This window comes from Streptomyces sp. NPDC126510 (assembly GCF_040302345.1).
Taxonomy (GTDB): domain Bacteria; phylum Actinomycetota; class Actinomycetes; order Streptomycetales; family Streptomycetaceae; genus Streptomyces.
The window spans coordinates 38,124-49,972 of the sequence record NZ_JBEORR010000049.1 but is presented as its reverse complement, the minus strand read 5'-3'; the positions used below and the strand labels follow the sequence as shown (position 1 = coordinate 49,972).

Genomic DNA, 11,849 nt, shown 5'->3' with positions numbered 1-11,849 from the left:
CTCTCAATGCCTTCGCGATCACGTTCGCGGATCGTTGGCCCGGATCAGAAACCTACTGATGAAAACGGCCGAAACACCGTTAACGAGATAGTCCCGGTTCTTCGGCGAGCATCGGGACGATGGCGGTTCGCTGGCTGTATTTGTTTGTGATGCTGTCGATTTCGGTGATCTCTCCGGCTGCGCGTTGCTGCAGGAGCGTCGAGGTCGGTTCGGCTGCCGCGAGGGAGTTGTTGACCACCCACGCCCAAGGGTGAATGCCTGCGCGTTGCAGGTCGGCTTGCAGACCGGCGGCCTCGAGGACAGGTGTGGTTTCAGCGAGGGTCACGAGTAGGACTTTCGTGGCGTTCGGGTCCTGGAGCCGCATGAGCGGGGTGGTGAAGTTCGTGTTCTCACCCATTTGGCGGGCGATTTCCCGGTGGTAGGAGCCGGTGGCGTCGAGCAACAACAAAGTGTGCCCGGTCGGGGCGGTGTCGACGACGACGAATTTGCGGCTCGATTCGTGAATCACCCGCGAAAACGCCTGAAAGACCGCCACTTCCTCGGTGCAGGGTGATCGGAGGTCTTCGGCGAGGTTCGCGCGTCCGCGTTCGTCGAGGTTCTTGCCTTTGGTGGTCAGAACCCGGGTGCGGTACTGCTCGGTGGCTTCGGCGGGGTCGATTCGGGAGACCTGGAGGTTGTCGAGTTCCCCGTTCAAGGTTTCTGTCAGATGTGCGGCCGGGTCGGTGGTGGTCAGGTGCACCTGGTGGCCGCGTTCGGCGAGGGCGACAGCGATGGCGGCTGCGATGGTGGTCTTGCCGACTCCGCCTTTGCCCATGCACATGATCAGGCCGTGATCGTCGGTGTCGAGTTCGTCGATCAGGGATGAGAGCGGAGCACTGGGTAGCTGCAGGGCCGGGTCCGCTGAGGCGGCGGATACCGGGCTGAGGTCGGGGGTGAAGAGGCTTTCGAGTGCGTCGATGCCGACGATATTGGTCGCTTTGAGCGGGACCTGATCGGTGGGCAGCTGCGCCAATTCGTCGGGCAGGCCGGCTATCGCGGCTTGTTCACGCCGGTAGATCGCGGTCGCGAGTGGATCGGTGTCGTCGCCCGGTGCCGGGAGGACACCGTTGATCACGACATGCTGATGGGTCAGTCCGATGTCGGCGAGTTCGCGGTGGGTGCGGGTAATTTCGGCGAGCGTCGAACGCTGGGCGCGCGAGACCAGGACGAGGCGGGTCCGCTGCGGATCTGCGAGCGCGGCAACAGCGTCAGCGTAGATGGCTCGCTGCTTCTCGAGCCCGGACAGCGGCCCCAGGCACGATGCGTCGCCCCTACCGTCGTCGAGGAACTCGGTCCACGATCCGGGAAGCTGCAGCAGCCGGATGGTGTGCCCCGTCGGAGCGGTGTCGAAGAGGACATGGTCGAAGTCGGCGGTGATGTCGCCTTGGCAGGAGAGCAGTCCGGTGAACTCGTTGAACGACGCTATTTCGGTGGTGCAGGACCCAGAGAGCTGTTCGGCGATCGCCGCGATCTCCTTCTCGGGGAGCAGTCCGCGGACGGGGCCGATGATCCGCTCGCGATAGGCGGCGGCGGCTTGTTCCGGGTTGATCTCGAGCGCCGACAATCCGGGAGCGGCGGGAATGTCGGTGATGGTGTTGCCGATGCTCACGCCGAAGACCTGCCCGACGTTGGAGGCGGGATCGGTGCTCACGAGCAGCACTTTCTTCCCGGCGCGGGCGAGGGTGATCGCGCTCGCGCAGGCGATGGAGGTCTTTCCGACACCGCCTTTGCCGGTGAAGAACAGGAATCGGGGTGCATCGTTCAGGAACTTCATTGCGTTGTGGGTGCTTTCAGCAGCAGGTGGTGGAGTCGGCGTCGTCGGTGGAGCAGCATGCTGAGCCGTCGGCGAGTCCGAGCATGGCGATCCCGGCCGGCGCGTCCGCGGCTCCGGCTTCGGTGATGCCGGCCCATTTCGCGAGCTGGTTGCGGGTGGGATAAGTACCGGTCAGGGCGGTGACTCCGTCGACGATCGCCAGCGGGAGTCCTTCGGAGCCTGAGATTTTGAGGAATGCTGCGACGGTGTCGTTTCCGGCGAAGGCAAGGGGGTCGTTGGCGAGGTTGTGACGGGTGATGGTGCCGCCGTTGCTCGCGACCCAGTCGAGGTCGGCGGTGAAGGTGATCAGCGCTTGGTCGACGTCGTCGCCGCAGACGCCGGTGTTGCAGCACAGGGCGGGTTCGAATACTTCGATGGTGCTCATGATGTGTCCTCTGTTTTGTTTCGGATGTTGCTCAGATGGCCGGGACTGTGAAGAGGTCGTCGTCGAGTGCGGTGATGGCGTCGCGGGCGGTGCGGCCGACTCCGATCAGGGTGGCCGATGCGGGACCGGTCCAGTCGCCGTATCCGAGGAAAATCAATCCGGGTTCACCGGCGACGTGCGCTCCGTCGAGTTCGATGCGTCCGGTGTCGCCGTCTCGGAGTCCAAGGGGCTGAAGGTGCCGTAGCGCGGGGCGGAATCCGGTGCACCAGATAATGGCGTCCACCTGTTCGACGTGATCGCCGAATCCCAATCCGGTGGCGGTGAGGCGGTCGAACATCGGGTGCGCCACCATCACGCCGCGCTCGCGGGCGGCTTGGACCGGGGGCACCATCACGATGTCGCCGAGGCCGGCGATGCCACCGGAATCGGTTTCACCTGAAGCGATTTCACGGGCATGTTCACGGGCGACGTCGAAAAGGATCCGGCCGTCGACGTCGTCGGGCAGGAACCGCGGTTCCCGGCTCGTCAGCCAGAGTGTCTCGGCGACGGTGGAGACTTCGGCGACGATCTGCGCGGCAGAGTTTCCGCCGCCGACCACGGCGACCTTGCTACCGGCGAACGGGGTCGGCGAACGGTAGCTGGTGGTATGGATTTGGGTGCCGGTGAACTCGCGGATACCGGGGTAGATCGGCCAGAATGGTTGCCGCCACGTCCCGGTGGTGTTGACGACGGCCCGCGCGGACCAGCTGCCGTGATCGGATTCGACGAGATACCCGTCACCGGAGCGGGTCACGGACGTGACGCGGACCGGGCGGCGGACCGGTAGGTCGTATCGGGTCTCGTAGGCGGTGAGGTAATCCACGACGTGTGAGGCGGGCGGGAAACCGGGACTCCAGCCCGGCATCGGCCAGCCGGGCAGCGAGGAGTATTCGGCTGGTGAGAACAGGTGCAGTGAGTCCCAGTAGTGCTGCCAGGATCCACCGGGCGCTGTTTCGGCGTCGAGGATGACGAAGTCGCGGCCGGAGCGGCGCAGGTAGTACCCGGCGGCCATTCCGGCTTGACCACCACCGATCACGACAACGTCGACCGTGATCGGTGTCCCTTGCGAGTGCACGAGTGTCCTTTCCTTATCCAGATCTTCTGCTGACAGCCGGGGTGATACGTCGATTACGTGGTCAGACGCCCGGCCAGGGCGTCGACGCGGGCAGCGATGTCGTCGCGGACCAGCCGCATTCGTTCGATTCCGTCGATGCCGCGTTCGGACGGCTCGTCGGTGTCCCAGTTCTCGAAGTCGGTACCGGCGACGGGATCGACCTTCGCTTCGCTGCCCAGGGTGACGACGAGGTCGACATTGCGCACCAGTTGCGGATCGATCAACGTCGGGGTCTCACCGGAGATGTCCACCCCGACCTCGAGGAGCGTTTCGGCGGACAGGGCGTTGACCGCGTCGCCGGGTTTGGTGCCGGCCGAGTACACGTCCACCTGGTCGCCGGCGGCTTTGCGCATGAGGCCGGCGGCCATCTGGGATTTGCCGCCGTTCTTGACGCACACGAACAGCACTGAAGGCTTGCTCATCGAAGTTCCTTTCGCTGGGTGTGGGAGTCAGACGGCGTCTACGGTGTGGCCGGCTGCGTCGAGCGTGTTGGCGGTGATGTCGCCGCGGTCGGCCAGCCAGCGTTCGGCGTCGATTGCTGCGGAGCATCCGGTGCCGGCAGCGGTGATCGCCTGACGGTACGTGTGATCGACCAGGTCACCGGCAGCGAAGACGCCGTCGACGGAGGTCGCGGTGGAACCGGGAGCGACGCGCACGTATCCGGCGTCGTCGAGATCGACCTGGTCCTTGACGAGCTCACTGCGCGGGTCGTGGCCGATGGCGACGAACATGCCGGTGATCTCGAGTGTGGAAGTTTCACCGGTGACGGTGTCGCGCACGACGAGGCCGGTGACGCTGTTCTCACCGAGCACCTCGACGGGCTCTGCGTTGGTCAGGAAGCGGATCTTCTCGTTGGCCTTGGCGCGCTCGAGCATGATCCGTGAGGCGCGGAACTCCTCGCGGCGGTGCACCAGGGTGACCGAGCGAGCGAAGCGGGTGAGGAAGGTTGCTTCTTCCATCGCGGAATCGCCGCCGCCGACCACGACGATGTCCTGGTCACGGAAGAAGAAGCCGTCGCAGGTGGCGCAGGCGCTGACGCCGCGGCCGAGGAGGCGTTCTTCACCGGGAATGCCCAGGTAGCGGGCTGCTGCGCCCATGGCGAGGATGATCGCGTGCGCGGCGTAGGTTTCGCCGTTCGCGACGACCGTCTTGATCGGGCCGCTGAGATCGATCTCCTCGACGTCCTCGGTGCGGATGTCGGTGTCGAAGCGCAGTGCCTGCTCGCGCATCTGTTCCATCAGATCGGGGCCCATGATTCCTTCGCGGAATCCGGGGAAGTTCTCGACCTCGGTGGTGGTCATGAGGGCGCCACCGAACTGGGTTCCCTCGAAGAGCAGGGGCGCGAGCTCAGCGCGCGCGGTGTAGACACCAGCGGTGTAGCCGGCCGGTCCGGAACCGACAATGATGACGTCATGGACCGCGGACGGGATGGTCATAGTGTCTCTTTCACGGGATCGAATACGGGCAGTACGAGCGGTCAGCGCGATACCGACGGGGCGGTGAGTTCGCTGATCAAGGCTTGGACGCGGGTTTTGATCTCGTCGCGGATCGGGCGAACCGCGTCGATGCCTTGGCCGGCGGGATCGTCGAGGACCCAGTCGCGGTAGCTCTTGCCGGGGAAGATCGGGCAGGTGTCGCCGCATCCCATCGTGATCACGACATCCGAATCCTGCACGGCGTCGGTGGTGAGGATCTTCGGGGTCTGGGCAGAGATGTCGATTCCGAGCTCGGCCATCGCCTCGACCGCGGCGGAGTTGATGGTCTCCGCGGGGGCAGATCCGGCGGAGCGGACCTCGATGGCATCGCCGGCGAGGTGGCTCAGGAATCCCGCGGCCATCTGCGATCGGCCGGCGTTGTGGACGCAGACGAACAGGACGCTGGGCTTGTCGGTCATGGGGCTGAAACCTTTCCGTCAGTGGGTGTGAAGCGTTTGCGTAGAGCAAGGGAGACATAGACCAGCCCGACGAGCACCGGTACCTCGATCAGCGGGCCGACTACGCCGGCAAGAGCTTGCCCCGAGGTGGCGCCGTAGGTGGCGATGGCTACGGCGATCGCGAGTTCGAAGTTGTTGCCCGCGGCGGTGAACGCGAGGGTCGTCGTGCGTTCATAGCCCAATCCGATTGCGGCGCCGAGGACGTAGCCTCCGCCCCACATGAGCGCGAAGTACGCGAGCAAGGGCAGCGCGATCCGGACGACGTCCCAGGGCTGGGAGGTGATCTGTTCGCCCTGCATCGAGAAGAGCACGACGATGGTGAACAGCAGACCGTAGAGCGCCCAGGGGCTGATCTTGGGGATGAACTTGTTGTCGTACCAGTCGCGGTCTTTGGCGCGTTCACCGAAGAAGCGGGACAGAAAACCTGCCAGCAGCGGGATACCGAGGAAGATCAGGACCGATTTCGCGATCTGCCAGGGCGAGGTGTCGATGGTGGTCTGTTCGAGGCCGAGCCACCCGGGCAGGACCGAGAGGTAGAACCAACCGAGCACGGCGAACATGATCACCTGGAACACCGAGTTGATGGCGACCAGCACCGCGGCGGCTTCGCGGTCTCCGCAGGCCAGGTCGTTCCAGATGATCACCATCGCGATGCAGCGAGCGATGCCGACGATGATCAAACCGGTTCGGTATTCCGGCAGGTCAGGCAGAAACAGCCAGGCGAGGGCGAACATCAGCGCCGGGCCGAGAACCCAGTTCAGGAACAGGGAGCCGGCGAGGAGTTTCTTGTCCCCGGTGACAGTGTCGAGGCGGTCGTAGCGAACTTTCGCCAACACCGGGTACATCATGATCAGCAGGCCGAGGGCGATCGGTAACGAGATGCCGTCGATCTGCACCTTGTCCAGGGCAGTGTTCACGCCGGGGATCCAGCGTCCAACCAGCAGGCCGACGACCATGGCCACGCCGATCCAGACCGCCAGATAGCGGTCGAGGGTGGAGAGTTTTCCGACGACTTCGGGGTGTTCGGTACTGGACGGGGCGCTCATACGGCGGTCTCCTGTGGGACGTCGGCGGCAGTGGATGATGCTTCCACGAGCAGAACGGCGGAAAGTTGTTGCAGGGCTGCGGGTATCACCCAGTAGTACACCCAGGTCCCGCGACGTTCGCAGTCGAGGAGTCCGGCCTGGCGCAACACCTTGAGGTGATGCGAAATCGTCGGCTGGGACAAGTCGAAGGTGTCGGAGATGTCGCAGACGCAGGCTTCACCGCCCTCGTGGCTGGCCACCAGGCTCAGCAGTCGCAGCCGGACGGGATCGCCGAGCGCTTTGAACATCCGGGCCAGATCACCAGCCCAGTCTTCGGTCAACGGTTCACGGTTGAGTGGCGAACAACAGGCGCCGGTCTCCGCCACATCTTGATTCGACATACATCAATATTGACATCGATCAAATCAGTTCGCAACATGGGGCACGCCTCTGGTTCTGCAGCACGGGAAGGCCCCTTCCCTGGACGCGGATTTCTCGATGGCCGCGCATACGGCACTCAGATCGGCGGGTGAGGGCATCCGCCGTGCGACAGCCGTGATGGCCACTTGGATGTCGATGGCCTCGGTGGCCGGCTCCCCGTCGAGCGCGATCACGATCTCACTGATCTGCGCAGGTGAGAGCCGTTGATCCATCAGAGCCAGTAGCGGGCTGTGACCGTATCTCGGTGCGTCCTGCGGGTAGCCGCTGCGAAGCCAGTGCACAAAAGCGGTGACCACTGCCGGAATGAACATGAGAGACCTTCTTCGCAAGGAATTCATCGACGAGCATCAGTGCTGGGCGGCGATGTCGATCTCGTCGAGCAATGTGAGTACTCGCCGTTCGATCTCGTCACGGATCGGGCGGATCGCGTCGACTCCGAGACCTGCGGGGTCGGGAAGGACCCATTCTTCGTAGCGGCGTCCGGGGAAGATCGGGCATGCATCTCCGCAGCCCATCGTGATGACGACGTCGGCTGCGCGGACCACTTCGTCAGTCCATGGCTTGGGGTATTCACCGCTGATGTCGATGCCACGTTCGGCCATTGCTTCGATGGCTGCTTCGTTGACGCTGGTGCCGGGTTCGGATCCGCCGGACCATGCGACGGCACGTTCCCCGGCGAGTTTTTCGAAGAATCCCATGGCCATCTGGGAGCGTCCGGCGTTGTGCGTGCACAAGAACAACACGGTGGGTTTGCCGTCGTTGGAGAGTCCTTCGACCTTGGCCAGGGCGCGTAGTCGCTGCCGGGCGAAGCGTTCGGCCAGGAGAGGGAGGTAGTTGACGACGGAGGCGCGGCCGGCGAACTGGTCGTAGGACGAATGCAGGAACCGCTCGATGGTTTCGGTGTTGAAGACGTCGGTGAATTCCGTGGCCAGGTGTGCGGCGGCGCTTTTGAGGGCTAACCGTTGATCGATGGTCAGGTCGTCGCGGTGATGTGTTGTGGTGCTGAGGTTGTCGGTCATGAGAGTTCTCCGTTCGGGAGGCAATGGGGGGCGAGTCGAGCGACTCGGTGGTCGATGTCGTCGAAGGCTCGGTCGAACGCTGCGGCACTGCCGGTGCGGGCAGGGTCCGGAATCGACCAGTGAAGAGAGTTCGGGTTTTCGCGCATTTCTTCGTGGGCGTTGTCGCACACGGCGATGACCATGTCCCCGGGTGCGAGGACATCGGCGACATCGGCCGGGCGCGTGGCGTCGAGAGGTAGGTCGTGGCGGCGGGCGGCGGCGAGGGCGCCGCTGTGAATTCGGGGAGCGGGGTGGGTGCCGGCCGATGCTGCCGGGATGTGGGATTGCTTGTTCCACAACGCCGCGGCCAGTTGCGAGCGCGCGGAATTGTGGGTGCACACGAACACGATCCGCGTCGCGGTCAAGGGCGACGAGGTAGGAACGAGCACCTCCAGCGCGGTGGGCTGGAGTCGTAGGTAGGTACGGCGCTTGTCACCTTCGGATCTCGATCGGTGCACGAGACCAGCGCGTTCGAGGACCCCGAGGTGGTGGGCGAGCAGGTTCGAGGAGATGGAGAGTCGGCGTTGCAGTTCCGAGGGCGATGCGTCGCCGAGGACGAGCATGTCGACGATCGACAACCGTGCCGGATCGGCCAGGGCGCCATAGAGAGCGGCGCGTTGTTCGAGCGAGAACTTTTGCTCAATAGTCATTGAGTCAATACTCACTGAGTTAATTTGGGATTGTCAAGCAATACCTGCCGGTAGCCGGGCTGTTCATTCAACTTTCGCCCATGGATTCATGTTCCGTTCATTTTCGCAGCGATATCCGTTCATCCCCGGCCTCTAGGTTCATCACCCGAGCGGCAATCAGCGCTGCTCAGTGTCACTCGATCTCGGTGGCCGCGCGCCGCGCGAGCAACCCCGATACTTCGAAGGAACTACGTGAAGCTCAAGCGATCTGGCGCCGCCCTCAGTGTGCTGGCGGCCAGCACCCTCCTGCTTTCAGCGTGCGGCAGCGACAACAACACCGGCGCGACGGGTTCGACCGGATCTACGGGCGCGGGCTCGACCTCGAATGTCGAGTGCGGCGGCAAGTCGGCACTCAAGGGCAGTGGTTCTACCGCCCAGGCCAACGCCATGACGCGTTTCGTGAATGCGTTCGAGCAGGCGTGCAGCGGGCAGACTCTCAACTACACGTCCAACGGCTCCGGCGCCGGTGTGAGTGAGTTCATCGGAAACCAGACCGACATCGGTGGTTCCGATTCGCCGCTCAGCAAGGACAAGGGCGAGTACGACCGTGCGAAGGAACGCTGCGCCAGCGACGCCTGGAACCTTCCCGTCGTGTTCGGTCCGCTCGCGGTGACCTACAACGTCAAGGGTGTCGACGATCTCGTCCTCGACGGCCCCACCGCTGCCAAGATCTTCAACGGTGCGATCACCACCTGGGACGATCCGGCGATCAAGGCTCTCAACGAGGGCGCTTCGCTGCCGTCGGAGAAGATCAACGTGATCTACCGCAACGACGAGTCGGGCACCACCGACAACTTCCAGAAGTACCTCGACGCAGCCTCGGACGGCGCCTGGGGCAAGGGCGCGGGTAAGTCGTTCGTCGGTGGCGTCGGTGAGGGCGCCAAGGGCAACGAGGGCACCTCCGCCGCCATCAAGAGCACCGAAGGCGCGATCACCTACAACGAGTGGTCCTTCGCCAAGGCTCAGGACCTGCAGACCGCCAAGATCGTGACCTCCGCCGGTCCCGAACCGGTCGAGATCACCACCGAGACCGTCGGCAAGACCATCGCCGGCGCCACCATCAAGGGTGAGGGCAACGACCTCGTGCTCGACACGTCCACCTTCTACAAGCCCGCCGAGACCGGCGCGTACCCGATCGTGCTGGCTACCTACGAGATCGTGTGCTCGAAGTACCCCGACGCCGAGGTCGGCACCGCTGTCCGCGCGTTCCTGCAGTCCACGATCGGCGCCGGCCAGAACGGTCTCGAGGAAAACGGGTACATCCCGCTCCCGAGCGCGTTCCAGCAGAAGCTGACCACCGCAGTCAACGCGATCTCCTGATTGCCTGATCAGCGATGGCTCTGCACCCCGACGACGTAACCCGCTCCCCGGAGACGCCCACTGCGGCGGCTCCGGGGGCGGGCGGAAAGATACCCGGCATGCCTGATCACAGCGGCAAGACTTCCCCGACCATTCCCTCGTCTCTTTCGACCGGAAAACACCAGTTCGGTGACAAGTTATTCCGGTGGCTGGCCACCGGTGCCGGTGCCACGATCGTCGTCTCCATCGGCCTGATCGCCATCTTCCTGCTCATTCGCGCCATCCCGTCGCTGCAGGCGAACAACGCGAACTTCTTCACCAGCACCGAATTCGTCACCAGCGATGCATCGAATCTGCGTTTCGGTATCCGTGACCTACTGACGGTCACCGTGCTCAGTTCGGTGTTCGCTCTGGCGATTGCGGTGCCGATCGCACTGGGTATCGCTGTGTTCTTGACGCAGTACGCGCCAGCGCGTCTCTCCCACGCTTTCGGCTCGATCGTCGATCTCCTCGCCGCAGTGCCCTCGATCGTGTTCGGTCTCTGGGGAATTTTCATCCTCGCCCCCAAGCTCAGCCCGGTCGCGGAGTTCCTCAACGACAACCTCGGCTGGTTCTTCCTCTTCAGCGAAGGCAACGTCTCCTTGACCGGCGGCGGAACCATCTTCACCGCAGGAATTGTTCTCGCGGTGATGATCTTGCCGATCATCACCTCCGTCACCCGTGAGGTCTTCCGCCAGACACCGCGCTCGCAGATCGAAGCGGCACAGGCCCTCGGCGCCACCAAATGGGAAGTCGTGCGTATGACCGTGCTGCCTTTCGGGCGCAGCGGCATCATCGCCGCGTCGATGCTCGGTCTGGGTCGCGCTCTCGGTGAAACCGTGGCCGTGCTGATCATCTTGCGTTCGGCTGCCAATGCCTCGACCTGGTCGCTCTTCGACGGCGGTTACACCTTCGCCTCGAAGATCGCCTCTGCAGCGGCAGAGTTCAGTGCTCCCCTTCCGACCGGCGCGTACATCGCCGCTGGTTTCGTCCTCTTCGCATTGACCTTCGTCGTCAACGCACTCGCTCGCATGGTCGCGAAAGGCAAGGTCAACGGATGAGCGCCGATCTCCTCGATGCGCCGGCCAAGGCGCCGACGTTCCAAAGCATCAGCACCAGCCGCAAAGCCAAGAACGGTATCGCCACCGTACTGTTCTACGCTGCCTTCGGTATCGCGCTGATTCCTCTGGTGTGGGTGCTGTTCACCGTCATCGAAAAGGGATGGCGCGCCATCACCTCCTCCGGTTGGTGGACGAATTCTCTGCAGGGTGTGCTTCCGGAACAGTTCGCCGGCGGCATCTACCACGCGCTGTACGGCACCTTGATCCAAGCAGCGATCGCAGCGCTCATCTCCGTCCCGCTCGGCATCATGGCCGCGATCTACCTGGTCGAATACGGGCGCGGAGCCTTCGCTCGCACAGTGACCTTCATGGTCGACGTTCTCGCAGGTGTGCCCTCGATCGTTGCGGCGTTGTTCGTTTTCAGCCTGTGGATCGCCACCCTCGGATTCGAACAGAGCGCTTTTGCCGTCTCGCTGGCGCTGGTGCTGCTGATGCTGCCGGTCGTCGTACGCAACACCGAGGAAATGCTCAAGCTCGTCCCGGACGAGCTTCGGGAAGCCTCCTACGCACTGGGCGTCCCGAAGTGGAAGACGATCATGCGCATCGTCATCCCGACCGCGATGCCGGGCATCATCAGCGGAGTCTTGCTCTCCATCGCCCGAGTCATGGGTGAAACAGCTCCGGTCCTCGTGCTCGTCGGCTACTCCCGCTCGATCAATTTCGACGTCTTCGAAGGCAACATGGCCTCGCTCCCGCTGCTGATCTACACCGAGCTGATCAACCCGCAGCCTGCAGGCCAGCTCCGAGTGTGGGGCGCAGCCCTGACGCTGATCATCGTCATGGCACTCCTCAACCTTCTTGCGGCGCTCGCGACCCGCTTCCTCACCAACAAGCGCTAGAAACGGACAGGAACA

14 protein-coding genes are annotated in these 11,849 nt (G+C 63.9%); 3 read left to right on the top strand and 11 right to left on the bottom strand.

All coding sequences use genetic code 11. From position 1 onward, the window contains the following. Positions 1–79: 79 nt before the first annotated feature. From arsA to ABTX60_RS40010, 11 genes are read right to left on the bottom strand one after another with little or no spacing between them, the layout of a single operon-like run. The gene (gene arsA / locus ABTX60_RS40060; protein WP_298782917.1) at positions 80–1,813 is read right to left on the bottom strand and encodes an arsenical pump-driving ATPase; all 1,734 of its coding nucleotides are present in this window, start codon (positions 1,811–1,813) and stop codon (positions 80–82) included. A 16-nt stretch (positions 1,814–1,829) separates the two neighbouring features. Beyond that, complete coding sequence (gene arsD, locus ABTX60_RS40055) at positions 1,830–2,237, bottom strand: arsenite efflux transporter metallochaperone ArsD (protein WP_003944649.1); 408 nt, start codon at positions 2,235–2,237, stop codon at positions 1,830–1,832. 31 nt (positions 2,238–2,268) lie between these two features. After that, on the bottom strand, positions 2,269–3,351 hold the full coding sequence (locus tag ABTX60_RS40050; RefSeq protein WP_003944597.1) for an ArsO family NAD(P)H-dependent flavin-containing monooxygenase: 1,083 nt from the start codon (positions 3,349–3,351) through the stop codon (positions 2,269–2,271). 53 nt (positions 3,352–3,404) lie between these two features. Further along, entirely contained in the window at positions 3,405–3,812 is a 408-nt protein-coding gene (locus ABTX60_RS40045) for an arsenate-mycothiol transferase ArsC (RefSeq protein WP_003944607.1), read from the bottom strand. A gap of 27 nt (positions 3,813–3,839) precedes the next feature. Continuing rightward, positions 3,840–4,826, bottom strand: a complete 987-nt coding sequence (trxB, locus tag ABTX60_RS40040; protein ID WP_003944628.1) for a thioredoxin-disulfide reductase — start codon at positions 4,824–4,826, stop codon at positions 3,840–3,842. A 41-nt stretch (positions 4,827–4,867) separates the two neighbouring features. Continuing rightward, complete coding sequence (locus tag ABTX60_RS40035; RefSeq protein WP_003944644.1) at positions 4,868–5,284, bottom strand: arsenate reductase ArsC; 417 nt, start codon at positions 5,282–5,284, stop codon at positions 4,868–4,870. Further along, positions 5,281–6,369 (bottom strand): ACR3 family arsenite efflux transporter, encoded by a 1,089-nt coding sequence (arsB, locus tag ABTX60_RS40030; RefSeq protein WP_003944591.1) that lies wholly within the window; start codon positions 6,367–6,369, stop codon positions 5,281–5,283. Before arsB ends, ABTX60_RS40035 begins: the two co-directional genes overlap by 4 nt. Next, positions 6,366–6,749 (bottom strand): ArsR/SmtB family transcription factor, encoded by a 384-nt coding sequence (locus tag ABTX60_RS40025; protein WP_037131620.1) that lies wholly within the window; start codon positions 6,747–6,749, stop codon positions 6,366–6,368. The genes arsB and ABTX60_RS40025 overlap by 4 nt, the downstream gene beginning before the upstream one ends. Before the next feature lie 24 nt (positions 6,750–6,773). Then, a complete protein-coding gene (locus ABTX60_RS40020) occupies positions 6,774–7,100 on the bottom strand; it encodes a DUF3349 domain-containing protein (protein ID WP_003944646.1) in 327 nt (108 codons plus the stop codon). A 36-nt stretch (positions 7,101–7,136) separates the two neighbouring features. Then, complete coding sequence (locus ABTX60_RS40015) at positions 7,137–7,808, bottom strand: arsenate reductase ArsC (protein WP_011331629.1); 672 nt, start codon at positions 7,806–7,808, stop codon at positions 7,137–7,139. Next, complete coding sequence (locus tag ABTX60_RS40010) at positions 7,805–8,497, bottom strand: arsenate reductase/protein-tyrosine-phosphatase family protein (RefSeq protein ID WP_003944613.1); 693 nt, start codon at positions 8,495–8,497, stop codon at positions 7,805–7,807. The genes ABTX60_RS40015 and ABTX60_RS40010 overlap by 4 nt, the downstream gene beginning before the upstream one ends. 231 nt (positions 8,498–8,728) lie before the next feature. Here ABTX60_RS40010 and pstS point away from each other — a divergent pair, with 231 nt between their 5' ends. The 3 genes from pstS (at position 8,729) to pstA (ending at position 11,834) form a co-directional block, all read left to right on the top strand. Continuing rightward, positions 8,729–9,856 carry a phosphate ABC transporter substrate-binding protein PstS gene (pstS, locus tag ABTX60_RS40005; protein ID WP_003944624.1) on the top strand — a complete coding sequence of 376 codons (1,128 nt, stop codon included), beginning with the start codon at positions 8,729–8,731 and terminating at the stop codon, positions 9,854–9,856. 98 nt (positions 9,857–9,954) lie between these two features. Continuing rightward, positions 9,955–10,935 carry a phosphate ABC transporter permease subunit PstC gene (pstC, locus tag ABTX60_RS40000; RefSeq protein WP_298782896.1) on the top strand — a complete coding sequence of 327 codons (981 nt, stop codon included), beginning with the start codon at positions 9,955–9,957 and terminating at the stop codon, positions 10,933–10,935. Next, positions 10,932–11,834 (top strand): phosphate ABC transporter permease PstA, encoded by a 903-nt coding sequence (gene pstA / locus ABTX60_RS39995; protein ID WP_003944617.1) that lies wholly within the window; start codon positions 10,932–10,934, stop codon positions 11,832–11,834. The genes pstC and pstA overlap by 4 nt, the downstream gene beginning before the upstream one ends. Positions 11,835–11,849 lie beyond the last annotated feature (15 nt).